The following is a 26356-nucleotide window of genomic DNA, read 5'->3' on the forward strand; positions in this document are numbered from 1 at the left end:
AGAGATGAAAGGAAAAGAATTAGAGAATGATTTTATTCAATATCAAACTCAAGTTAATCCTAATTCCATGAAAATTATGGTGGATTATGCAGAAGGTAATTACATTTATGGAAAAAATGGAAAAAAGTATTTAGACTTTGTAGCAGGAGTTTCTGTAAATGTATTAGGACATGGAAATAAAAAAATAAAAGAAGCTATCAAAAAACAGGTAGATAAGTATTTACATACTATGGTGTATGGAGAATTTATACAAGAAATTTGTGTCAACCTTTGTAAAAAAATATCAGAAAATACTCCAGATCCATTGAAGACTACTTACTTAGTAAATTCAGGAACTGAAGCAGTAGAAGGGGCCTTGAAACTCGCTAAGTGTTATACAGGACGAGAAGAAATTATTTCCTGTAAAGGGGCTTATCATGGAAGTACACATGGATCTATGAGTGTTATGGGATATGAAAAAAATAAAAGACCTTTTAGACCTCTCCTTCCCTTGGTTAAATTTATAACATTTAATCAAATAGAAGAATTCATTTCTTCCATTACAGATAAAACAGCTTGTGTCATTTTAGAAACAATACAAACCTCTTCAGGGATAATATTACCTGATCGTTCTTTTTTAAAAAAAGTTAAAAAACAATGTCAAAAAAAAAATACTTTAATGATCCTTGATGAAATCCAAACTGGATTTGGAAGAACAGGAAAGCTCTTTGCTTTTGAACATTATGGAATTGTTCCTGATATTCTAATTATGGGAAAAGGAATGGGTGGAGGAATGCCTATTAGTGGATTTATTTCCTCTCATGAAATAATGAGATCTTTTTGCGATCATGTTCCATTAGGACATATAACGACTTTTGGTGGAAATGCTGTAGCAGCATCAGCGGCTTTAGCGACATTAATTCAACTAGTTGATTCTCAAATTATGGAAAAAGTATCGATAAAAGAAAAATGGATTAGAAAATATTTGGTTCATGATGAAATTAAAAATATTCATGGAAAGGGACTTCTCTTATCTTTTGAATTAAAAAACAAAAATCACATAGAAAAAGTATTACAGTCTTGTATAAAAAAAGGATTAATACTATTTCGTTTTTTATTTCATAACAGTTCTTTACGTATTTCTCCTCCATTAACCATCACAAAAAAAGAAATACAAATAGGATGTTCTATTATTATAGAAAGTTTAAATGAACTAAAGATAGGTTGTAATAATAGTAGTAAAAAGTAAATCGTGTTAATTTAATTAAAAAAAAATACTACTATACTAATATGTATTTTATTTATTGTGTTATGATATTCTCTTGTTTTTTAGTATGATGTAAATAAATATAAAAAAATTAATGGAATTATTAAGATTTTTTATTGAATTAGCTTATAATGGAAAATATTATCATGGATGGCAAATACAAAAAAAAACAAATACTATAGAAGAAAAATTAGAATATTGTTTATCTAAACTATTGAAAACGTCTCTAAATGTGGTAGGAGCAGGAAGAACAGATAGTGGAGTTCATGCAAAACAGATGTTTGCACATTTTGATTTAAAAAATAGGATAAACAAAAATTTGGTGAAAAGATTAAATGTTTTTTTGCCTAAAGATATTAAAGTAATTAATATTTTTCCAGTTAAAAAACATATTCATGCCAGATTTAGTGCAATAAGTCGTACTTATAAATATTATTTAACATCTGAAAAAAATCCATTTTTTCAAGATTTTTCTTGGTACTGTTTTTATTCTTTAAATATTAAAAAAATGAATATCGCTTCTAGAATTTTAATGGAATATAAAAATTTTAGTGCTTTTTGCAAAAAAAATAGGAAAGATAAAAAAAAAACAATATATGCAAAATATACAATGCTTATTGGTCTATAAAAAATAATAATACATGTTTTTTTACTATTGAAGCAAATCGGTTTTTAAGAAATATGGTAAGATCCATTATTGGAACGCTTATTGACGTTGGAAGAGAAAAAATGAGTATAAATAGATTTGTAGAAATTATAGAATCAAAAAATCATGCTAATTGTAGTAGTACAGTAGTTCCTGCATGTGGATTATTTCTTACTAAAATTCTTTATCCAGAAGACATTTTTTTATGAAAAAAAATTTGAAAGGATTTTATTTTCAACAACTTTTAAAAATCAGTTTAAACTACAAACTGATTTTAATATCAACAATCATCACTTCTATATTAATATCTTTCATATCTGCTTATAGACCAAAATTAATACAAAAAGCTATAGATGTTCATATAGTTTATAAAGATTTTTTTGGACTTAAAAATGTATTGATATGGATAATGACTCTTCTTTTTCTAGAAAGTATATTTCATTTTATTTTATTATATCTATCTAATATTCTTGCTCAAAATGTAATTGAAAAAATTAGAATTCTTTTATTTGAAAAATTTTTGCATTTTAAAAATTCTTTTTTTCATAAAACATCAATAGGAAAATTGGTGTCTTATTCTGTTTCAGACATAGAAACAATTACTGTGATATTTAATGATGGAATTTTGCTAGTATCTGGAGATGTATTCAGAATAATGATGATTATAATTATGATGTATACGATGCATAAAAAATTGTCTTTTATTGTTCTTTTTACTATTCCATTTATGTATATTATAACTCGTTTTTTTCAAAAAACATTAAAAAAAATGTTTCATGAAGAACGTATACATAATTCACGTTTAAATAGTTTTTTGCAAGAAAAAATTATAGGAATGTCCATCATTCAGCTTTTTCATAAAGAAAAAGAAGAATATTTAAAATTTAAATCAATCAATCATAGATTGATGAGTGCACATTTTAAAACTATTTTTTATTTTTCTATTTTTTTTCCAATTGTAGAAATTATATCTGCAGCAACAATAAGCATTGTCATATTTTATGGAGGATATCATTCTATTGATGGGTATAATAATATCAATGTAAAACCGGGACAAATCATTGCTTTTATTTTTTTTATTTATCTACTTTTTCGTCCTATGCGACAAATAGCAGATAGATTTAATATAATACAAAGAGGAATAGCAGGAATAGAACGTATATTTTCTATATTAAATTCTGGGGAAACAATTATTGATAAAGGAAACATACGAATCAAAAAGTTAAAAGGACATATTGTGTTTAATAATGTTTATTTTTCCTATCTTGATGGAGAAATGGTCCTCAAAGGAATTTCTTTTGAAATAAACCCTGGAGAAAAAGTAGCTATAGTAGGATCTACAGGTTCTGGAAAATCCACAATGACGCATTTAATTTCTAGATCTTACGAAATAAAAAAAGGAAATATTTTAATTGATGGACATCATATTCAAGATATTGAGTTAAAAAATTTAAGATCTCATATAAGAGTAGTGACACAAGATACATTTTTATTTAATGATTCTATTATGAATAATATTACTTTAGGAGATCCTTCTATTAGCATAGATAAAATAGAAAAAATGTCAAAAAAAATAGGAATACATAGTTTTATAACATCTTTGCCACATGGATACAAATATATTGTAAAAGAAAGAGGAGATATTCTTTCACTTGGAGAAAAACAGTTAATTTCTTTTTTAAGAGTACAAATGCATCCTTATTCTATGCTTATTCTAGATGAGGCAACATCTTCTTTAAATCAGGAATTAGAAAAATTGATTTATCATGCAACAGATTGTATAACAAAAAATAAAACTTCAATTATTATTACTCATCGTCTTTCTACATTAGAAAATGCAGACAAAATATTAGCGATGAATAAAGGATATCTTGTAGAAAAAGGAACTCATGAAGAATTAATCCAATTAAATGGATATTATGCAGGATTATATAAAAAAACCTTTCTTTAATAAAGAATAATCATGTACAAGATTTTTCTATTTTTAAGAAATAAGTTTTTTTTAATTGATTGTTAACCCAATTTTTAATCTCATGTTTTTTTTTAATGTTTTTCACAAGTTTTTTTAATCTTGGATAATCTTTTTCTAAAGAAATAGAATGAAAAGGAATTCTTTCCAATAATTTAACAATAAAGAAAACTTCTTTTCCATTGATAATTTCTTTATAGGGATCAGAAATTTCCCCATTTTTTAAATGATGTAATGCCTTTTTCATTTTTTCTGATAGATGATTTTCTTCAAATAAATTTTTTTTCCATATAAAAGAAAAATTCATGTTCATGTTCATGATTTTTATTGGATTTTTAATAAATATAATGTCATTTCCATCTAAAATTGTTTTAGGAATAATTTCATGATTTATAATTCGTTTTTTTACTAATTGAATAAATGATTTTGTTTTGCAAAATTCTTCTTCCGTATATTTAGGTTTGATTAAAATATGTCTAATATCTATTTTATTCCCTATTTTTTTTTCCAGTTTAACTAAATGAAATCCTAAATCTGTTTCAAAAGGTTCAGAAATTTCTTTTTCTTCCAAAGAAAAAACCACACGTTCAAATTCTTTTGATAGATCTTCTTTTTTGATTCCCTGAATCAGTCCCCCTTTCAATGCCGAATAGATATCTTCGGATAATAAAATAGCTTTCATAGAAAAATCCATATCTGAATGGATTTCATTTTTTATTTTTTTTAAGTAATCAATAATTTTTTTTCGGTGTAGTTCACTTAATTTTGGATAAAAAACCATATAGGATATCCTAACTTGTTTAGGAACTTTTGGTAAAGAATACTTATTCTTAAAAAAGAAAGATTTCACTTCTTTAGGGGATATTTCTAGATTTTTAATAATTTTTTGATGATATTTTTCTATATATTGATTATCTTTTAATTTTTCTAATTCTTCTGAAAAAGATTCTTGATTTGTAAATTTTTTTTGTGAATCTAACTCTTGATCATAGACTTTTATATTAGGATCTTTTTTTGCATGATAGAGTATTAATTTCTGAATGATCAAATTTTCTAATCCTTCGCAAAAGGTCATTTTTTTATCAGAAGAACTTAAATAATGTTTTACTTCAGAATCTAAAATAATTTCATTTCCTATTACTGCAGAAATCCCATTTACTTTATCTCCATTTTCTTTATCCAAAGAAAAAGAAAAATAAGTAGGAAAAAACAAAGAAATAATAAGAAAATATTTCTTAATCATATTTATGATGATATCATTCATACTATTAAATTTGCAATTTTGCAATTTAATATAAAAAATATTTTCAATCTACCTTTTCACAAAAAAAAAAAAACTATGACATTAATAGTCAAAAATATATGTAAAAAACATATAGTAAAAAATGTTTCTTTACAATTAAAAAATGGAGAAATAGTGGGATTAATAGGGCCTAATGGAGCTGGAAAAACAACTTCTTTTTATATGATAGTAGGATTGATTAGACCTGATATAGGAAAAATTCTTCTTAATGGAGAAGACATCACTAAATATCCCATATACCAACGTTCTAAAAAAGGAATTGGATATTTGGCACAAGAACCATCTATTTTTAGAAAATTATCTGTGGAAGATAATATTTTATGCATATTAGAAATGCAAAAAAATTCTTCTAAAGAAAGAAAAGAAAAAACAGAAAAATTGATTGAAGAATTTGGTTTGCAAAATATTAGAAAAATACGTGGAGATCTTCTTTCTGGTGGAGAACGTAGACGTACTGAAATTGCTAGATGTTTAGCTGTAAATCCTAATTTTATTCTTTTAGACGAACCTTTTTCTGGAATAGATCCAATAGCTACAGAAGAATTACAACAAATTATTTTTTCTTTGAAAGAAAAAAAAATTGGAATATTGATAACTGATCATAATGTTCAAGAAACGTTTCTAATAACAGATCGTATTTATTTAATGTTTGAAGGAAAAATATTAAAAAAAGGGACTTCTAAAGAATTAATACAAGATCCCGTAGTCAAAAAAGTTTATCTAGGAAGAAAATCGTTTTTTTTTTATAATAAAATCGTAAAAGAATGAATCACCGTTTTCTAGGACCAGAAGTAGGATTATTTTTAAATGGAGACCCCCCAAGAACTTTCTATCAAGAAAATTTTTCTTATGAAAAAATATTTGCTGTCAATGGAGCTTTTTCCTATCTAAAAAAATTAGGAATAGAAGTTGATTGTGTAATAGGAGATTTTGATTCTTTAAAAAAAAATGTCTACAATTTAGACAATAAGTTTTTTTTTGAAATTGATGATCCAAATTATACAGATTTTGATAAAGCATTAAAAATAATATATCAAAAAGGTTATTTCAATATAAACGTTTGGGGATCTAGTGGAAAAGAACAAGATCATTTTTTAGGAAATTTATCTACAGCCTTGAAATATAAAAAAAAATTATCCATTATTTTTCATGATAATTATCATTCTTATTTTTTTTCTGGTAAAAAAAATTTTTTTTACCAGAAAAAAAATAAAAAGATATCTCTTTTTCCATTTCCAAAAGTAGAAGGATTATCAACTCATGGGCTAAAATATTCTCTTACTAACAAATTTCTAAAAATAGGGAAATGCATAGGAATTAGGAATGAAGCAATTGATAATAAAATAGAGATAAATTACAAAAAAGGTGAATTATTAATTTTTATAGAAAGATAAATATTGATTTATTTTAAAAATAATTTTATCCGCATGTTTTTCCAAAACATATGAATGATTTTTTATATCATTATTATTCAATGAATTCATTGAAATGTGCACATATCCATGATAAATCATATTAAGAACAAATGCAGTTTGTTGAATGGGGCGTAAAAATTCATCTATAGTAAAATTATTTCTAGATCCAGCATGAAAAGAATTCTCTTCTGCTCCAGAAGTTATAGATACTAATAAATGTTTTCCTGAAAGAAAGTTTTTTCCATCATTATATAGTTTTGTAAAAACTTTGTCCTTCCATTCTTTCAGAAGAGATGGGTAACTGTACCAATAAAATGGAAATTGAAAAACAATAAATTCCACATTAAAAAGAATTTTTATTTCTTCATTTACTTTAACTTTGAAATCGGGATAAATATTATATAAATTTCGTATAATAATTTTTTCTTCTCCTTTATTTTTATCATGAATTCTTTTTACAATTTTTTTGTTCAAAATAGATTTTTTTATATTAGGATGAGCTACTAAAAACAAAATATTTTTTATTTTCATGATAAAAAAAATGAAAATTAAAAATTGATATCGTTTAATTTTAATTCTTTCATCATATTTTTTATATGATTTGCAGAATTTTTTAAAAGATCTCTTTCTTCTTTGTTTAATTGTAATTCTATAATTTTTTCAACTCCAGATTTTCCTAAAATAACAGGAACTCCTAAATATACATTTTTCAAACCATACTCTCCTTTCAAAAAAACAGAACATGAGAAAATACGTTTAGAGTTTTTTAAAATAGATTCCACCATTTGAACAACAGATGCACTAGGAGCCATCCAAGCAGATGTTCCCAATAAATTTACAATTTGTTCTCCACCTTTTTTTGTTTTTTCAATGATCTCCTGATTTTTTTCTTTTGATAAAAATTCCCGTATTGGGATACCAGATATAGAAGTATATCTATATAAAGGAACCATAGTCTCTCCATGTCCCCCCAATAACAAAGATTGAATATCATGAGAAGAACAATTTAACTTTTTTGATAAAAAATAACGATATCTAACTGAATCTAATATTCCAGCCATTCCTATTACACGAGAAGAATCCACTTTAGATGTAAGAAAACTAACATAAGCCATTACATCCAGTGGATTAGATACTATTATCAATTTTGCTTTTGGAGAAAAAAAAATAGATTTTTTAGTTGCATTATGAATAATTTTAGCATTAGTATTCACTAAATCATCACGACTCATTCCTGGTTTTCTAGGAATTCCACAAGTAATAATAATAATTTCAGAATTTTTCGATTTTGAATAATCATTAGTTACACCAACAACATGAGTATTTGATCCTACAATGGAAAGCATTTGAGATATATCTAGACTTTTCCCTTCAGCGAATTTTTCTTTAACATCTAATAAAACAATTTCTCTCACTATATCTTTTTGAGATAAAAGACTGGCACATGATGCCCCTACATTTCCTGCTCCGATAATAGTAATTTTCATTTTATATTTTGTTTGATACAACAAATGTATGTATGATTTTATCAATTTTGAATGATAATTATAAAAATATTTATCTAATTATCTTTGTATTTGTATAATGATAATTAAATATTCATTGTTATGAACAAGGATTTCATAATAACAAAATTCTATTATAGACATATAGGTCCTACCAACGAAGAAATTCAAAAAATGTTAGAAATATTAAAATGTAACTCTATCAAAGAGTTAATAAATAAAACAATACCAAAAGAAATACGTTTAAACAAAAAATTAAATATTCCTAATTCCATTTCTGAATATAAATATTTAAATCACATCTATAGAATTAGTAAAAAAAATAAAATTTATCGTTCTTATATAGGATTAGGATACAAGAATACTATAACTCCAGCAGTTATTCAAAGAAATATTTTAGAAAATCCAAATTGGTATACTCCTTACACCCCTTATCAATCAGAAATATCTCAAGGACGTTTGGAAGCATTAATCAATTTCCAAACTATGGTTTCAAATCTTACTGGAATGAATATCAGCAACGCATCCATGTTAGATGAAGGAACTGCAACAGCTGATGCTATGTTCATGATTTATAAAGATTATTTAAAAAGAAAACGTATCAAAAATTATCCATATTTTTTTGTTTCAAATGAAATTCTTCCGCAAACATTTGATATTATAAAAACAAGATGTTATGGAATAGGAATAAACCTCATTCAAGATTCTCATGAAAATATACAAAACAAAAAATACAATCAGAAAGAAATATTTGGATTATTGCTATCATATCCTTCTTCTTTAGGAGAAATTTATGATTATCGTGAAACAATAAAATATGCAAAAATAAAAAACATATCGGTAATAATATCCACGGATTTGATGTCTTTAACTTTGTTAAAACCTCCTGGAGAATGGGGAGCAGATGTTGTCGTAGGATCTACACAATCTTTTGGAATCCCTATGGGATATGGAGGGCCTCATGCGGCTTTTTTTTCTACTCATGAAAAATATAAACGTCTTCTTCCAGGAAGAATTATTGGAGAATCTGTGGATAGAAAAAACAAAAAAGCATTTCGTATGGCTCTACAAACAAGAGAACAACATATAAAAAGAGAAAAAGCAACTTCTAATATCTGTACATCACAAGTTTTACCTGCTATAATGGCATCCATGTATGCTATCTATCATGGAGCAAAAGGATTAAAAATCATAGCAGAAAATATTCATCAACATACTAAAAAACTTGAATTTTTATTAGTTAATAACATTGATCATATTAATCAAATAAATAGATTTTATTTTGATACTCTTAGAATTGGAATAAAAAAAACAAAAATTTTTTCTTTAGAAAAATTAAAACAAGTAGCTGAACGTAAAAAAACAAATTTTAGATATATAGATAAAAATCATTTAACAATTACTTTAGACGAGACCACTTGTGATAAAGATATTGATCATATTGTTTCTATTTTTCATGAAGTTGATAATCCAAAAAAATTTATTCAAAAAAATAAAAAAGAAAAATATAGTAGTAGGATTCCTAGTTTTTTTAAAAGAACTTCTAATTTTTTAGAACATAAAATTTTTCATAAATTTCATTCAGAAAATGAACTAATTCGTTATATCAATAAATTAGAAAGAAAAGATCTTTCATTAACACATTCAATGATTCCATTAGGATCGTGTACTATGAAATTAAATGCATCTGCAGAATTATTTTCTTTAAGTCAATATGAATGGAGAAATATACACCCTTTTGTTCCTGACAATCAATCTAAGGGGTACCAGTTTATTATTCAAAATTTAGAAAAATATTTAAAGGAAATAACTGGATTTCATGGAATTTCTTTACAACCTAATTCAGGGGCTCAAGGAGAATATGCTGGACTAATGGTCATAAAATTTTATCATCATTCACGGAACGAATCTAAAAGAAATATAGCATTAATTCCTTCTTCATCACATGGAACGAATCCTGCATCAGCAATGATGGCTGGTATGAAGGTGATCTTAATTTCTACTCAAAAAGATGGATCCATTGATAAAAATGATTTATTCAAAAAAGCAAAAGAGAATAAAGATTTTTTATCCGTATTTATGATCACTTATCCTTCTACTTATGGTGTATACGAATCACATGTAAAAGAAATAATAGATATGATTCATGAAAATGGAGGACAAGTTTATATGGATGGGGCCAATATGAATGCACAAGTAGGGTTAATCAAACCAGCGCATTTAGGAGTAGATATCTGTCATCTTAATCTCCATAAAACCTTTGCTATTCCTCATGGAGGTGGTGGTCCTGGAATGGGCCCTATTTGTGTTGCGCCTCATTTATCTCCTTTTCTTCCTAATCATCCTTTCCAAAAAAGGAAAAGAAAAATAACATTAACAATTTCTTCCTCTCCATATGGATCCTCTCTTATTTTACCTATTTCTTACGCTTATATTCGTTTATTGGGACCAGATGGACTTAAAAAGTGTACAGAAATATCTATATTAAATGCTAATTATATAAAGGAAAAATTAAAAAATTATTATCCAATATTATACTCAGGAAAAAATAATACAGTAGCACATGAATTGATTATAGACTGCAGAAATTTTAAAAAAACTATTGGAATAGAAGTAATAGATATTGCAAAAAGAATGATGGATTATGGATTCCATGCCCCGACTATTTCTTTTCCTGTAGAAGGATGTATGATGATAGAACCTACGGAAAGTGAATCTAAAGATGAATTAGATCGGTTTATTGAAACACTGATAAATATACGTAAAGAAATTAATGAAATTGCAGAAGGTCAATTTTCTAAAGAAGAAAATGTATTAAAAAATGCTCCGCATAGTTTAGATTTACTAACAGAAAATAATTGGATATACCCATATACTAGAAAAAAAGCGGCTTACCCATTGGATTGGGTAAAAGAAAGAAAATTTTGGCCTTCAATCAATCGCATAAATGATGGATATGGAGATAGAAATCTGATTTGTACATGTACTTAAAATGTTTGAAATTTTGAATATGAACATACATTAATAGGATCAAAAATATTTTTTTCATATTTAAGCAATCCTGTTATGGCTATCATAGCAGCATTGTCTGTTGCATATTTTTTTTTTGGAATAAAAATTTCCCACTTTTTGTTTTTCTTTTCAAGAACAAGAAAATGCCGTATAATTTCATTATTAGCAGAAACTCCTCCTGCTAAAGAAACTCTAAAAATTCCGGTATCTGCAATAGCTTTTTTTACCTTTTCCAAAAGAATTTCTGCAATAATTCTTTGTATAGAAGCGCATAAATCTGACAAATTATTTTGAACAAAATATGGATTTTTTTTTGATTTTTTTTTGATAAATTGCATAACATGACTTTTTAATCCACTAAAACTAAAATCTAATCCTTTCACTAATGGTTTTGAAAAAATAAATTTTTTGGAATTTCCATTTTTAGAAAAATATTCCAGTTTTGGACCACCAGGATAAGAAAATCCAAACATCCTAGCTATTTTATCGAAAGCATCTCCCACAGAATCATCTAAAGTGGATCCTAATATCTCCATTTTAAAAAAATCATTGACTTTTACTATTTGAGTATGTCCTCCACTTATCATTAAACATAAAAAAGGAAATATTGGATAATAACTCTTATTGAGATTCCCTTTTTTTATAAATTGAGAAAGAATATGTGCTTGAACATGATTGACGCCAATTAAAGGAATTTTCAATCCCATTGAAAATGATTTTGCAAAAGAAGCTCCTACTAATAAAGGACCTATTAATCCTGGTCCCAACGTAAAAGATACAGCATCTATTTGATTTTTGTTTATTTTTGCAGATGAAATAGCCATATTTACAGCCTTTACTAAATATTTTTCATGCAATCTTGCAGCTAACTCCGGAACAACTCCCCCATATTTTTTATGAATTTTTTGATGAATAATGATATTAGATAATACATTTCTATTTCTATTAACAACAGATACCGCAGTGTCATCACATGAGGTTTCTATTCCAATTACAATAGATTTTTTTTTATAAACCATAATAAAAAAAATATAATCAATATTTAACGAATCATGATTGATCCCCATTCCATTTAGGAATAATAAATATTAAAGAAAAAAAATAATCTATTTAATAAAAATTTATATTCAATAAAATCAAACACAAATAATTTACAAAAAGATAACAGATAAAAATAAAAAATCAAATTATCAAAAAATTTTGTTTCAATAAAAAAATTGAGAATAATCTCCCAAATTAACTTCTTTTGCTTTTCCAATATAGATAGTATGATTTCCAATCATAGAATTGAAAAGATTCGCCTGTCTAACTTCTGTATAATCTTGAATTAAAGATTTTTCTATTTTACTGTTTTTTATCTTCGTATATTTTCCTATTGATACATAAGGTCCAATAATACTATTTTCAATAATTGCTTTTTCTCCTATAAAACAAGGTTTTATAATTAAACTATTTTTTAAAGTGGATTTTTTATGAATTAATTCAAATTTATTGGATTCAATAGATAATATTTTTGAATTGGAGGAAATGGTTCTTTTTTTGTTTCCAAAATCCATCCATTCTTGAACTTTTTGAATAATAAATCGTTCTCCTTTTTTTCTCATATTTTCTAACGCAGATGTTAATTGATATTCTTCTTCATTTTTTATATCATGATCTAATATATATTGCAATTCTTTCTTAAGAATAGAACTATTCTTAAAATAATAAATTCCAATAATGGCTAAATCCGATACTATGTTTTTTTTTGGTTTTTCTATGAAATGAGTAATTAATCCTGTAGAAGGATCACATTTTACAATTCCAAACAAACTAGGATTTTTGACTTTTTTTGTCCATATGATATTATTATCGAAATTGATTTTTTCGAAATGATCATGATTATAAAATAAAGTATCGGAAAAAGCAACTATTGTTGGTCCTTTTAAAGAATCTTTAGCCTTAAGTAAGGCGTCTGCAGTTCCTAAAGGTTTGTCTTGATAGTATATGATTCCATCTAATCCAATATCGTTGGCTATATTTATTAGTTGATTTTCTATTTTTTTTCCTACATTTCCTATGATAAAAATGATTTCTTTTATTGATATTGAAAAAATAGATTGAGATAAATTTTCCAATAATCTTTTCAAAATAGATCTTCCTGCAATAGAAATCAATGGTTTAAGAGTGTTTAAAGTATGTGGACGGAGCCGTGATCCTTCTCCTGCCATAGGAATTATAATTTTCATATTATTTTATATTCTTAATTTTTATTAAAAATTATTATTTATTTCATATTCCAGTACTCCCAAAACTATCGCTTCCTCTTCTGCTTTGATTTAGAATATCAGATGATTCCCATTTTATTTCAGTATTTTTAGTAATGTTCATAATTCCTATTTTTTCATAAGGTATAATAAGAAAAGGTTTAAAAGAAATATTTATTATAAGAACTTTTATTTCTTTAAATTTTTTTTTTTCCTTATCCATAAAATGAATTAAACAGATCGTTTTAGTATCAATTAATTTTTTTATGAAAAAGTTATTTCTAGTTTCAGAAAATTGAATATAGATTCCTGTTGAAATTAATCTTCTTTCCAAAAAATTAATGGAAATAGATTTTTTAAGATAAGCTCTTAAAATCAATGTCAATGGGTATATTTCTTTTTGAATTCAAGAATTTCTAATACAAAAATTATGATTAAATACAAAAATTGTAAAAAGAGACTAATTTCTATTTTATTTTCATTAGTAATAACTATTACTAGAAAAAATGCAAAAAATAAATGTATGATAATTTTCCATGTTTTTTTACAGTTACAGAATTTAAGAAATTTTTTTTTCCCCCAAAAATATAAAACTAAAACCATACTTCCATAAGAAGTAAATGTCCCCCATGCGGGAATCATAAAACTATTATGATTAGAAATTATTAAAAAAAATACTCCATTAAACAAAATAGTAATCAATACACCAAATAAGGAAATATAAGTCCCTATAATAGGTTTATCTATAATTTTATAAAAAATGGACAAATTGATATAAATTCCTAGAAATAAATTTCCCATCATCACTATCGGAATAATGGGAATTGCAAGATGGTATTTTTTATCAATTAAAAATCCTATAAACATAGAAATATTTCCACATATCAATACGTAAAATATTAATCCTAATATTATAAACATATATGTGATTTCTTCGTAATAATATTTTGCATTAGAATCTTCTGATTTTTTAAAAAAAAAAGGTTCAATTCCTAATCGAAATGCACGAATGTATAAACTCATAAAAGATGCTATTTTGTAACATGCAGAATAAGCTCCATTAATTTCATCAGAAAGCCATCTTTTAATCAAAATTTTGTCAAGGTTTTCATTAAGAGAAAAAGCAATCGTTCCAAGCATAATAGGAATTCCATAATTCAACATTTTTTTAGCAATAATTTTATTAAATTTTTTTATAGAGACTTCTCTTAAAAGAATAGGAAAAACTAAAAAAAAATTAGTTAAAGATGAAATCATATTTGAAAAAAAAATGTAACCTGTTTTATCTGTAAAAGAATTAACTAATTCAAAAATAGAAAAATAGGATTTGGAGTTAAAGTCAGTTTTTGAATATGAATAATCATAATAATTCTTAGTAGAAGAAGAAAATAGATATATTATAAAAATAGATTGTATTAATATGTTAATCATATTTATAATAGTATATTTTAAAGCCATTTCATTAATACGAAGCCAAGCCATAGGAAGAATGCAAATAGTATCAAAAAATATGATTAAAAAAAACATGAAAAAATATTCTGGATGATTTTTATATCCAGCAATAGAAACTAAATATTTTATTGAATTCACGGAAATGATCAAAAAAAAAGAGGTGATAAATAATTGTACAATAACTCCTGTTGAAAAAATAACCTCTTTATCGTAAGTTTTTTTAGATAAAAATCTAAAATAAGTATTTTCTAATCCAAAAGAAATAAAAGCTATAACTAGGAAAGATAAGGCATACATATCAGTATAAAGAGAAAATTCTTCTCTTTTCAAAGATTGAGTAAAAAATTTTAAAAAAGCATAATTAATAATTTTTGGAAAAATGGAACCTATAGAATAGATAATGGTTTGAATCATTAATTTTTTGTACAAACTCAATAATTTTATCAAAAATTTAACATATCAATCATTCTAATTTCTACATTTTTTATTCATGTGAAAATTTTTTATGATAAGAAATATGAGTAAATTTGAAAAAGAAAACTCCTTTTTTTTAAACTAAATAATGGATTATAATAAAAATTCAGAAGAATTTATAAAATATGCAACTAAACATAAAAGAATTAATAGTTTAACAATTGATCGATATATTCAATCTACAACTCCTTATATTGTTGAAGAACGAAAACTAAATGTAGCTCAAATGGATGTTTTTTCTAGATTAATGATGGATCGTGTTATTTTTTTAGGAACTCCTATAGAGGATCAAGTTGCTAATATTGTACAAGCTCAATTGTTATTTTTACAATCTGTTGATTCTTTGAAAGATATTCAAATTTATATTAATTCTCCAGGAGGAGATGTATATGCAGGATTAGGAATATATGATACAATGCAAATTGTTGAACCAGATGTTGCCACCATCTGTACAGGAATGGCTGCATCCATGGCGGCAGTTTTGCTTTGTGCAGGAGTAAAAAATAAAAGATCAGGATTAAAACATTCTAGAATTATGATTCATCAGCCAATAGGGGGAACACATGGACAAGCTTCAGATATTGAAATTACAGTTCGTGAAATTTTAAAATTAAAAAAAGAACTTTATGAAATTATTTCTATCCATACAAATGCACCTATTGAAAAAATAGAAAAAGACTCAGATAGAGATTATTGGATGACCTCTGAGGAAGCTAAAAAATACGGAATGATAGACGAAGTTTTAAAAAAAAAAGAAAAAAAATCTGAAAAACATACTACTGAATCTCAATAATTATTAATTATTGTCGTGATCACGACAGGATTCGAACCTGTGACCTACTGCTTAGAAGGCAGTTGCTCTATCCATTTGAGCTACGTGATCGTGATTCATAAAATAGATAGTTAAAGTTAAGTTATAAGTTAATAATAAATAATAAGTAGAAAATAAAATTCTACAAAGGGAGTGTTGGGTTGGGTTGTCGTCGGGGTAGCAGGATTTGAACCTACGACCTCCTGGTCCCAAACCAGGCGCGATAACCAAACTACGCTATACCCCGAAGCGGAGAATGTGGGATTCGAACCCACGCGGTATTATTTTTCTACCGACAGTTTAGCAAACTGTTCCGTTAACCACTCCGGCAACTCTCCACATATTGTATTTGTATTTTAATGATTTCTTCTTAAAACTAAAAAAAAATAATACTAACTATCCTAGTCTATACTTACGACCATTCCATCCATACACAACACAATTATTCTTTTCTCTTATCTATTTATTTATTATTAGATCATCTTATCTTATCGGATTCTTACAAATCTAAAGTAGATCTATTAAATAAACAAATAATTTCTCTATTAATTACATAGTAGGATATTCTATTCTAGTATGATAAATATTGATCAATTTTTTTTTAAGAACTTGTTTGACTTTTTCTATTTCTTTCAAAGTGATATCTGAATTGGAAAATTGATTTTCTTTTTTTTGTTTATTGATAATATTTTCTACTAAATTATTTAAATCTTCATCAGATGGATTTCTTATACTTTTTGAAGCAGCTTCTACAGAATCACAGATCATAACAATAGCTGTTTCTTTAGAAAATGGTTTAGGTCCAGAATATTGAAATTGTTTTTTATCTATACAAAGATTAGGATATTTTTCTTTTTGTTTTTCATAAAAAAAATGAACCATACTATTTCCATGGTGAGTTCGTATAAAATCGGTAATAGGATCAGGTAAATGGTATTTTTTCGCTAATTGAATTCCAATTGGAACATGTTCCAAAATAATTTTGGCACTTTCTTTTGGACTTAAATGTTCATGAGGGTTTTTGGGGATATTGTGTTGATTTTCTGTAAAAAATATGGAATTCGGTATTTTTCCAATATCATGGTAAATAGCTCCTATTTTTACTAATAAAGAGTTAGCTCCAATAGAAACCGCAGCTTCTTCTGCTATATTGGCCACTGTTAAAACATGTTGTAAAGTCCCTGGAGCTTTTTGAGATAATAATCTTAATATGGGGGTGTTAATGTCAGAAAGTTCTAATAATGAAATATCTGAAGTAAGATTTAATAATTTTTCGAAAATGAATATTAGTGGGGGAACAAACAAAGTTAATAATCCGCTAAAAAAAAATAGAAAAAAAGTGGAAAAAGAAATATTTTCTAAAGTCCCTTCACGAATTAAAGTCAGAGAACAAAAAATAACTATATAACTCGCAGTGATTTTCCCTACAGCTAGAAATAGGTTTTTCATTTTATAAATGTTTTTTTTTGTTAACAGAACTAAAAAACCTGTAGTAATTTGAATAAAAATAAATTCGAAACTATTTGGGGCAATCAATGATAGTAATAAAATAGTTGTTATATGAATAATAAAACTCAAATTAAAATTGAAAAATGCACGAATACTTATGGGAAGAATGCAAAAAGGAATTAAATATAATGTTTTAGAATAATATTTTAAAGTTATGATTGTGATAAATGATATTAAGAATATATTAATTATTAAAAAGTTAATTTTTCTATTATTTTGAAATATTTTATTTTGAAAATAAAAAATATATAAAATAAATATGGAAAAGATCGTGCTAATTATTAAAAAATATCCTGCAATCAAACAATAGTTATTCCTAGTTTCATATTCTTTTTTCAAGGAGGATAATATTTGTAATTTTTCTCCATTAATAAGATCATTTTTTCTGATAATTTTTTCTCCTTTTGCAATAAAATGTTTTATTTTAGGAATAGATTTTATTTTTTCATCAAAAATTTTTTCAGTATAATTTTTTTCATAAAAAAGATCCGGGATAATAGTTTTTTTTAATCTTCTTTTTAAAAGAAATTCACGATAATTATTCTTAGAAATTTTTTTTTCAATAAGATCGTTTACTTTGTTAGAAGTATAAACATTTTTATACGAAAAGGATATCCAATGTTTCTTTTTTTTATAAAAAATTAAGGAAATATCTTTTTTTTTTCTAAAACTATCAAAATCTATATCTAGATATCCATATTTATATATAATATTTATTATACTAGTAATTCTTTTTTTAAAAGAAAAAAATTTATTTCTTCTTATGAAGAATTTCAATTTTTTTTTTATATTTTTAACTACTTCTGTATTTTTATGACAATAAATATTCTGATTTTTTTTTAGATTTTTAATTTCTAAATCGAAATCTTTATTATTTTTTAATACGATCAAATTAAATGGAGAAAATAAATCTCCGTAAATCCAAGTTTTTCCTTTTGAAAATTCATATTGAAAAATATTTTTTTTTGGAAAACAAAATGTTAATGATAAGACAGTAATAAGTGTAACTAAAAACTTATCTAAGATCTTTTTATATGTATCAAATCTGAAGAATTTAGACATTTCCTTAATAAAAAATTGAAACTATGCAATTTTTTGGAAGGATGAATATGTTTTTTTTACAAAAATTGTAAATCAACTAATCAATAATCTATATTATTAGAATTATATTATATTATTCTATTAATTGTTTTTTATGATATTAATTAAATTAAAAAACTCAATTAAGATGATTGGATTGATGTTGCTGTAATATATTGGATAGTAATCTATTTTCATCATTAATGCTTTCTTCTAAACAAATAGTAGATTCTGTTCTAAGAACACCTTTGATTTCTCCTATTTTTGAAATCACATCTCTAGCGTCTGAAGGATCTCTCGCTATAATTCTACAAAAAAGATTATATTTTCCGGAAGTAATGTACAATTGTACTATATTTGGAATTTTTTTTAGTTCTTCTTTAACTAATTGGGATTCTCTAGAATCAGAGAGTATTCCTACAAAAGCGATTAAATGAAATCCTAATGATTCATATCCAATGATCAATGTACTTCCTTTTATAATTCCAGCTTCTTCTAATTTTTTAACTCTAACATGAACCGTTCCAACAGATAAAGGTTTAATTTCTTTGCTTATTTGTTTACTAATTTCAGTATATGGAGTTCTAGCATTTATGTTAAGTTTTTTGACAATAGTATTGTCAATTTCGTCTGTATTATATCTTAGAATCATTGTTTTATATTTTTATTTTTAAAGATATTAAAAATACCAAGATACAAAACTTTCTTTTTAAGATGTATTCTATTCTTTTTCAATATATTTTTGTAATTTTCATGAAAGACTTTTTGATTTATAAGATAATTTCATAATTTTTTTTATCTTTGAATAAAAATTCCATACAATGGATTTTGTTTTTATTTTTTTCACGCTACTTGGAACTTTTGGGACCACAGAAATTGTGGTCATTGTTATTCTTGCACTTTTACTTTTCGGAGGGAAAAAGATACCAGAATTAATGAAAGGATTAGGGACAGGATTGAAAGAGTTCAAAAAAGCTTCTGAAAAAGAAGATTCTGCAGTAGAAGAAGAATAAAAACTTCTTTCATTTTCTTTTCTTACACAAATTCATTTCATTTTCTGTTTGTTTGTTGATTAGCGCTTTTTTTTTACAACTAATTAATGACAACAATAAGAAGAAATATTATGTTTTTTGTTCTAATCTTAAAAAGTCTGATTCTCCAATCAGCATCGAAACCATTTGTTGAACAAAGAAGGGTGATTCTTTTTTATTATAAAAAAACTCCTATCAAAAATATTGATTTAATATATATAGATAATATTTTTGAAAAAATTTTTGGATACGAAAAAAAATATTTCTCTAGTAGAAAAAAATTACGAAAACAGATACATAGACAAAAAAAACATAGAAATAACAACATTATTATTACTACTATTAATGTTGATGAATTGAAATCAAGGATAAATTATCTTAATCAAAAATCTCAAATAAAAATACTAAAATATAATACTATTGTCCATGCTTCCGTAGAAAGTTATCTTCGTATGGGAAAACATATAGAAAAAATTATTTCATTATCTGATCACTATTTTCCTATATTTGAAGAAAAACTTGAAAAATATCATCTTCCAAAAGAATTAAAATATGTCGCTATCATAGAATCAAATCTAAATTCTACGATTACATCTCAAGCTGGAGCACAAGGAATTTGGCAAATTATGCCTGAAACTGGAAAGAAATATAATCTAAAAATTAATCATCTTTATGATGAAAGAAATGATCCCGTCAAATCTACAGAAGTTGCGTGTAGATATTTTAAATATTTATATAAGAAAATAGGAAATTGGGAATTGGTTTTAGCCGCCTATAACGCTGGACCTGGAAAAATTGATAAAATATTAATCCGTCATAGAAAAGAAAAAAAAGATTTTTGGAATTTGTGGGAGGCACTTCCAAAAGAAACCAAAAATTATATTCCTAAATTTATTGCTATTAATTATGTAATGAATTATTACAAAGAACATAATATCTATTCTCCCTTAGAGACTCCTTATCATTTTCATAAAAAGAGGAAATTCATTCCTATAAAAAAAGAAAAAATGTTTTTGAAATTATTTTCTTCTACATTAAATATTTCTGTTTTTTCTTCTAAAAATTTGAAATTGATCAATCCACAATATTTTGGAGATCTCCTTCCACCTGAAAAATACTTTTTCAGATCCCCAGGAAAAGTTATTTTTTTCCAAAAAAAGAGAAAAAAAATAATTAATTAATAATTATTGTGTTTCATTTTATGATATGAACAGAACATAAGATATTTTTTTCTTTATTGAAGAAAAATTTATTTTCAAGATTATGAATGAAAAATTTGAACAAAAAAAAAGATCCTTAAGATTTGTATTAGAGAAAATGGATAAGATCTATGGAAAAGGAACAGTAATGCAGATGGGAGATACTCATATTGAAAATTTAGAAATCATATCTTCTGGATCACTTAGTTTAGATATTGCTTTAGGAATCAAAGGATTTCCTAAAGGTAGGATTATAGAAATATTCGGACCAGAATCTTCTGGAAAAACAACTTTAGCTTTGCATGCGATCACTCAATCTCAAAGATCAGGTGGGTTCGCAGGATTTATTGATGCAGAACACGCTTTTGATTGCATTTATGCAAAAAAAATAGGGGTTAATATCAAAGAATTAATTGTTTCTCAACCAGATAATGGAGAACAAGCTCTTGAAATAGTAGATAATTTAATTAGATCAGGAGTCATTGATATGATAGTCGTTGATTCAGTAGCCGCTTTAACTCCTAAAAGTGAAATTGAAGGAGAAATGGGAGATTCTAAAATTGGATTACAAGCAAGATTAATGTCTCAAGCTTTAAGAAAACTTACTTCTAGCATAGGAAAATCTAAAAGTATTTTAATATTTATCAATCAATTACGTGAAAAAATTGGTGTATATGGAAATCCAGAAGTTACTACGGGAGGAAATGCTTTAAAATTTTATTCTTCTATACGATTAGATATCCGAAAGGGAAATCAAATTAAAAGTGGAGAAAAAATTTTAGGAAATAGAACAAAAGTAAAAGTAGTGAAAAATAAGCTTTCCCCTCCTTTTAAAACTGCAGAATTTGATATTTTATACGGAGAAGGGATTTCAAAAATAGGAGAAATTCTTGATTTAGGTGTAGATTTAGGGATCATTAAAAAAAACGGTTCTTGGTTTAGTTATGGAGAGATGAAACTGGGACAAGGACGGGATTCTGTAAGAGAATTTTTAAAAGAGAAGAAAAATATTCTAAATGAAATGCAAAAAAATATAATGAATCAATCTCTTCAATAATTTTTTTTCTATTATTCATATTCATAATAGTAATAAAAACTAACTATAAAAAATATGAAAATTACTTTTTTAGGAACTGGAACTTCACAAGGAATCCCTATTATTGGGTCTAAACATCCAGTATGTTTATCTAAAAATCCTAAAGATAAAAGACTTAGAAGTTCAATTATGATAGAAAAAAATAAAAAATACTTTTTGATAGATTGTAGTCCAGATTTTCGTTATCAAATGCTAAGAAGTAATCATGAAAGATTGGATGCTATTTTCATAACCCATGAACATCAAGATCATATAGGAGGATTAGATGATATAAGACCTATTAATTTTAACATGAAAAAACCTATTCCAGTTTATGGATTACGACGCGTATTAGAAAGTTTAAAAAAACGGTTTTATTATATTTTTTCAGAAAAAAAGAAATCAAATACTTCAAATCTATCTATTCATGAATTAGATAATTATACGGATTTTTTTATTGTAGAATACTTTAAAGTTTTTCCTTTATCCATATGGCATGGACCGCTTCCTATTTTGGGATTTCGTATAGAAAATTTTGCATATATAACGGATGCAAGCAGCATTCCTATTCATACAATGGAACAATTAAAAGGATTAGATATTTTGGTTTTAAATGTATTAAGAGAAGTTCCCAAACATCCTTCTCATTTTACATTATCTGAGGCTTTGAAAACAATTCAAAAAATTAGTCCTAAAAAAACTTACTTAACCCATGTTAGTCATTTGTTAGGATTTCATGAAGAAATTCAAATACAATTGCCTAAAAATGTTTATTTGGCTTATGATGGATTGATTCTTTATTAAGAAAATAAAAAAGAAAGACTCACTTTCCCTTTCCCTTACCACCACTAACTAACTAAACTACGACTAAACTAACAATAACGACCCTACCTACTCTACTACTTACGACTATAGTCGTATTTTTTTTATTCCTTTCCTTCTTGCTTAGTCGATTTATTTTTCCTAACTACTTAACTTAGTTTATTGATTAATTATATTTATATATAATCAATAAAATTAAAAAAAAGCTTTCTATTATTTATTCTTTATATATATATATTCTTTCTTAAGAAGAAGAAGAAGTAGAATGGATATGTTATTAATAATATGTTAAGTTAGATAAGGAAATCAAATAAAAAATTAAAAAATACTAACTAAATATGCGAACGTTAAAAAATATTTTATTTTCTACAAAAATTACTGCAGTTTTATTTTTATTATTGTCCTTATCTATGGCATTAGCTACTTTTTTAGAGAAAAAATATTCTACAAATGTAGCTAAAATATTTATTTATGAATCAAGTTGGTTTGAAACGATAATATTTCTAATCATAATAAATTTGATAGGAAATATATGGAGATATAAATTATGGAATAAAAAGAAGTTTCCTTTATTCATTTTTCATATATCATTTGTATTTATTTTTATTGGGGGAATCTTTTCTAGATATTATAGTTTTGAAGGGACTATGTCTCTCAGAGAAGGAGAAACTAACAGAGAAATTGTTTCTAGAAAAAACTATATCAAATTACAAGTGGATCAAGGACCACATACAATGGTTTATCAAGATCCTTATATTTTATCTTCTTTTCATAATGGATATAAAGGAAAATTTATTTTTAAAGGAAATATTTTGAAAATAAAAATTGTAGATTATATTCCATGTGCGAAAGTCATTCTTTCTACTACGACTAAAAAAAAACCTAAAAAAAAAATTATCAAAATTATTTCAACAAACAAAAAAGGAAGAACTGAAAATTTTATTCAAGATGGAGAAATAATAAAAATAAACAGAATCATTTTTTCTTTGAATAGAAAAATTCCATTGGGAATACAAATTTTTGAAAAAAATAATAAACTTTATGTAAAATCTTCTTTTTTCGGAAAAAGTATCAATATGAGAAATAGAAAGATAGATTTTTTATTAAAAAATACTTCTACTCCTTTGAAAATAAAATATTTATATAAAATAAAAGTAGATAAAAATCATGAAATACAATGGGTTATTCCTGAAGGAATTGTAAAAGGAAAATTAGAATATATTCAATCATGTAAGAATGAAAATAATGAAAAAGAAGGTAATAATGATTTACTAGATGCGATTACTGCAAAAATATCATTTCAAAATCAATCAAAATTGATTACTTTTTTAGGAGGAAAAAATGTAACCGAAATGAGTGATCCTATATCATTCAAAAATTATAAAATATCTCTTGGATATGGATCTATTTTTTTGAATCTTCCTTTTTTTTTACGATTAAATAAGTTTCAAATAGAAAATTATCCAGGTTCTGAATTTCCATCTTTTTTTATTAGTCATGTTACACTAATAGATAAAGAAAAAAATAAAAATTATTTCATTTATATGAATAATGTCCTCAATTATAAAGGATATAGATTTTTTCAATCCGGATATGATCCAGATGGAAAAGGAACACATTTTTCTGTAAATAACGATTACATAGGAACAAATTTATCATACATTGGATATGTTTTCATGAGTGTAGGAATGTTTCTTACTCTATTTTGGAAAGGAACTAGGTTTAGTTTTCTTAAAAAAAAATTAAAAGATTTATCTAAAACTTCTGTATTCTTATTCTTTCTATTATTTGTAGGAGTTTTTTTTACTCATGCTAATAATAGTAGTAGTATGCATGATTTTAACAAGATTCCTTTAGAAAGTATTTCTGAAAATATTCATATTTCTAGAGAACATGGAGAGAATTTTGGCCGTTTATTGGTTCAGGATAACAAAGGAAGAATAAAACCAGTAAATACTCTTGCAATAGAACTTCTTCGTAAAATACATAAAAAAAATTATCTAGAAAATTTAGATGCTAATCAATGGTTGATTTCTATCCATCAAGATAATCTTTTTTGGACTAAAATTCCTTTTATTAAAGTAGATAAAAAAGGAGGACATGAGTTTTTAACTAAAATACGAGCAAATAGAAAATATTATGTCTCTTTGATAGATCTTTATATTGTTGATTCTAAATCAAAAAAATTGAAGTTTCTTCTACAAAAAGATTATGAAAAAGCTTTTTCTAAAAATCCTGTTCAAAGGAATAAATACGATAAAGCTGTTATTAATCTTAGTGAAAAAGTAGGAGTTCTTCATGGGATTTTTCAAGGAAAGTATCTTCGTCTCTTTCCTATTCCAAATGATAAAAACCATACTTGGTCCAGTTGGATAATACCAGATTCCAATAACAGTTTTAATCCTATTGGTTTTTTTATGCTAAACAATTATTTAAAATCTTTGTTTCATTCGCAAAATAAAAGAGATTGGAAAATTTCGGATAATGAAATTCAAAAAATACGTTTATATCAATTAAAACATGCTTCTTCTATTTCTCCTTCTGAAAAAAAAATAACTATAGAAATTATTTATAATAAATTAAATATTTTTTATAATTTGTTTTTTCTTTATATGATGATTGGAATCATTCTTCTTACAATTTCTTTTGTAAAAATTTTTATTCAAAAAAAATACATGTATTGGATTGATAGAATTTTAATTCTAATTTTATTGGGTCTGTTTGTTTTTGAATTTTTAGGATTAATTTCAAGATGGTATATATCCGGACATGCTCCATGGAGTAACGGATATGAATCTTCTATTTTTATTAGTTGGTGTTTAGTTGGTGTCGGATTTATATTTTATAAAAATCAATTTGTTCCAGGAATTACAGCATTAATTTCATCTATTTTGTTAATGTTATCAAATGGGATGGATCCTGAAATAACGAATCTAGTTCCAGTTCTAAAATCTCATTGGTTAATCATCCATGTAGCTGTCATCACATCAAGTTATGGTTTTTTTTTCACGGGTGCATTTTTAGGATTTTTCGTTTTGATTTTATACATTTTTTTAGGATTAGTACGGAATAATAATTTATACGATTATAAGAAAAAAATTAAAATTCATATTCATCAATTAACTGTTATTAATGAAATGAGTATTACAATAGGACTTTTTTTATTGACTATAGGAACTTTTTTAGGTTCAGTTTGGGCCAATAGTAGTTGGGGACGTTATTGGAGTTGGGATCCAAAAGAAACTTGGGCTTTGATCAGCATAATGATTTATGCTTTTGTATTACATATGCGTTTAGTCCCAAGTTTAAAAGGTGTATTTATTTTTAATATTTCTAGCATTTTAGCAATAAGTTCCATTATAATGACTTATTTTGGAGTCAACTATTACTTATCCGGATTACATTCTTATGCGAAAGGCGATCCTATTTTTATTCCTTATTGGATTTATTATAGTTTGCTCATTTTATTATTTGTTACGATTCTATCGTATTATTCCAAAAAACATTATGAAAAATACGAAAATGTATAATATTTTTTTGGCATATGTTCTTGATTGATTC

20 protein-coding genes, 3 tRNA genes and 1 pseudogene are annotated in these 26356 nt (G+C 25.3%); 12 read left to right on the plus strand and 12 right to left on the minus strand.

The annotated features are described in order from the left end of the window. The first annotated feature begins 4 nt into the window (after positions 1–4). From H0H53_RS00085 to H0H53_RS00095, 3 genes and pseudogenes are all read left to right on the plus strand, one after another. Positions 5–1228, plus strand: a complete 1224-nt coding sequence (locus H0H53_RS00085) for an aspartate aminotransferase family protein (RefSeq protein ID WP_185870520.1) — start codon at positions 5–7, stop codon at positions 1226–1228. A gap of 112 nt (positions 1229–1340) precedes the next feature. Next, positions 1341–2101, plus strand: a pseudogene (gene truA, locus H0H53_RS00090) (tRNA pseudouridine(38-40) synthase TruA). Continuing rightward, positions 2098–3843, plus strand: coding sequence for an ABC transporter ATP-binding protein (locus H0H53_RS00095; protein ID WP_185870521.1), 1746 nt, complete (start codon positions 2098–2100; stop codon positions 3841–3843). The pseudogene truA and the gene H0H53_RS00095 overlap by 4 nt, the downstream one beginning before the upstream one ends. Before the next feature lie 10 nt (positions 3844–3853). Here the strand turns inward: H0H53_RS00095 and H0H53_RS00100 are convergent, their stop codons facing one another. After that, a complete protein-coding gene (locus H0H53_RS00100) occupies positions 3854–5125 on the minus strand; it encodes a peptidylprolyl isomerase (protein ID WP_238784268.1) in 1272 nt (423 codons plus the stop codon). Positions 5126–5200: 75 nt separating this feature from the next. Between H0H53_RS00100 and lptB the strand changes: the two genes are divergently transcribed. Both lptB and H0H53_RS00110 read left to right on the plus strand, forming a co-directional pair. After that, positions 5201–5932 carry an LPS export ABC transporter ATP-binding protein gene (gene lptB, locus H0H53_RS00105; RefSeq protein WP_185870522.1) on the plus strand — a complete coding sequence of 244 codons (732 nt, stop codon included), beginning with the start codon at positions 5201–5203 and terminating at the stop codon, positions 5930–5932. Then, on the plus strand, positions 5929–6558 hold the full coding sequence (locus H0H53_RS00110; protein ID WP_185870523.1) for a thiamine diphosphokinase: 630 nt from the start codon (positions 5929–5931) through the stop codon (positions 6556–6558). The genes lptB and H0H53_RS00110 overlap by 4 nt, the downstream gene beginning before the upstream one ends. Here H0H53_RS00110 and H0H53_RS00115 read toward each other — a convergent pair. Both H0H53_RS00115 and mdh read right to left on the minus strand, forming a co-directional pair. Next, complete coding sequence (locus H0H53_RS00115) at positions 6538–7092, minus strand: NAD(P)H-dependent oxidoreductase (RefSeq protein ID WP_238784269.1); 555 nt, start codon at positions 7090–7092, stop codon at positions 6538–6540. The genes H0H53_RS00110 and H0H53_RS00115 overlap by 21 nt on opposite strands. Positions 7093–7127: 35 nt before the next feature. Beyond that, complete coding sequence (gene mdh, locus H0H53_RS00120) at positions 7128–8066, minus strand: malate dehydrogenase (RefSeq protein WP_185870524.1); 939 nt, start codon at positions 8064–8066, stop codon at positions 7128–7130. A 120-nt stretch (positions 8067–8186) separates the two neighbouring features. On the opposite strand from mdh, the gene gcvP reads away from it, so the two are divergent. Next, a complete protein-coding gene (gcvP, locus tag H0H53_RS00125; protein WP_185870525.1) occupies positions 8187–11075 on the plus strand; it encodes an aminomethyl-transferring glycine dehydrogenase in 2889 nt (962 codons plus the stop codon). Here gcvP and tsaD read toward each other — a convergent pair. From tsaD to H0H53_RS00145, 4 genes are all read right to left on the minus strand, one after another. Beyond that, positions 11072–12115: a tRNA (adenosine(37)-N6)-threonylcarbamoyltransferase complex transferase subunit TsaD gene (gene tsaD, locus H0H53_RS00130; protein ID WP_185870526.1), complete on the minus strand. Its 1044-nt coding sequence runs from the start codon at positions 12113–12115 to the stop codon at positions 11072–11074. The genes gcvP and tsaD overlap by 4 nt on opposite strands. 186 nt (positions 12116–12301) lie before the next feature. Beyond that, positions 12302–13324 carry a sugar phosphate nucleotidyltransferase gene (locus H0H53_RS00135; RefSeq protein WP_185870527.1) on the minus strand — a complete coding sequence of 341 codons (1023 nt, stop codon included), beginning with the start codon at positions 13322–13324 and terminating at the stop codon, positions 12302–12304. 43 nt (positions 13325–13367) lie between these two features. Continuing rightward, complete coding sequence (locus tag H0H53_RS00140; RefSeq protein WP_238784270.1) at positions 13368–13721, minus strand: dCTP deaminase/dUTPase family protein; 354 nt, start codon at positions 13719–13721, stop codon at positions 13368–13370. Between the two features lie 2 nt (positions 13722–13723). After that, complete coding sequence (locus tag H0H53_RS00145; protein ID WP_185870528.1) at positions 13724–15208, minus strand: lipopolysaccharide biosynthesis protein; 1485 nt, start codon at positions 15206–15208, stop codon at positions 13724–13726. Between the two features lie 148 nt (positions 15209–15356). Between H0H53_RS00145 and clpP the strand changes: the two genes are divergently transcribed. Then, positions 15357–16061 (plus strand): ATP-dependent Clp endopeptidase proteolytic subunit ClpP, encoded by a 705-nt coding sequence (gene clpP / locus H0H53_RS00150; RefSeq protein ID WP_185870529.1) that lies wholly within the window; start codon positions 15357–15359, stop codon positions 16059–16061. Positions 16062–16077: 16 nt separating this feature from the next. Here clpP and H0H53_RS00155 read toward each other — a convergent pair. The 5 genes from H0H53_RS00155 to H0H53_RS00175 form a co-directional block, all read right to left on the minus strand. Next, positions 16078–16151 (minus strand) — tRNA-Arg (locus H0H53_RS00155). A gap of 100 nt (positions 16152–16251) precedes the next feature. Continuing rightward, a tRNA-Pro gene (locus H0H53_RS00160) sits at positions 16252–16326 on the minus strand. A gap of 3 nt (positions 16327–16329) precedes the next feature. Beyond that, positions 16330–16417: transfer RNA gene (locus tag H0H53_RS00165), tRNA-Ser, on the minus strand. A 211-nt stretch (positions 16418–16628) separates the two neighbouring features. Next, complete coding sequence (locus H0H53_RS00170; RefSeq protein ID WP_185870530.1) at positions 16629–18650, minus strand: HD family phosphohydrolase; 2022 nt, start codon at positions 18648–18650, stop codon at positions 16629–16631. Positions 18651–18807: 157 nt separating this feature from the next. Next, positions 18808–19320 carry an Lrp/AsnC family transcriptional regulator gene (locus tag H0H53_RS00175; protein WP_185870531.1) on the minus strand — a complete coding sequence of 171 codons (513 nt, stop codon included), beginning with the start codon at positions 19318–19320 and terminating at the stop codon, positions 18808–18810. A 169-nt stretch (positions 19321–19489) separates the two neighbouring features. On the opposite strand from H0H53_RS00175, the gene H0H53_RS00180 reads away from it, so the two are divergent. From H0H53_RS00180 to ccsA, 5 genes are all read left to right on the plus strand, one after another. Then, positions 19490–19681, plus strand: a complete 192-nt coding sequence (locus H0H53_RS00180; RefSeq protein ID WP_185870532.1) for a Sec-independent protein translocase subunit TatA/TatB — start codon at positions 19490–19492, stop codon at positions 19679–19681. 110 nt (positions 19682–19791) lie between these two features. Next, positions 19792–20880, plus strand: a complete 1089-nt coding sequence (locus tag H0H53_RS00185) for a lytic transglycosylase domain-containing protein (protein ID WP_238784271.1) — start codon at positions 19792–19794, stop codon at positions 20878–20880. 82 nt (positions 20881–20962) lie between these two features. Then, positions 20963–21955 carry a recombinase RecA gene (recA, locus tag H0H53_RS00190; protein WP_185870534.1) on the plus strand — a complete coding sequence of 331 codons (993 nt, stop codon included), beginning with the start codon at positions 20963–20965 and terminating at the stop codon, positions 21953–21955. Between the two features lie 54 nt (positions 21956–22009). Continuing rightward, positions 22010–22777 carry an MBL fold metallo-hydrolase gene (locus H0H53_RS00195; protein WP_185870535.1) on the plus strand — a complete coding sequence of 256 codons (768 nt, stop codon included), beginning with the start codon at positions 22010–22012 and terminating at the stop codon, positions 22775–22777. A 356-nt stretch (positions 22778–23133) separates the two neighbouring features. Next, complete coding sequence (gene ccsA, locus H0H53_RS00200; RefSeq protein ID WP_185870536.1) at positions 23134–26325, plus strand: cytochrome c biogenesis protein; 3192 nt, start codon at positions 23134–23136, stop codon at positions 26323–26325. Positions 26326–26356 lie beyond the last annotated feature (31 nt).

Origin of the sequence: Blattabacterium cuenoti, assembly GCF_014251955.1 — a bacterium.
Lineage (GTDB): Bacteria > Bacteroidota > Bacteroidia > Flavobacteriales > Blattabacteriaceae > Blattabacterium > Blattabacterium cuenoti_L.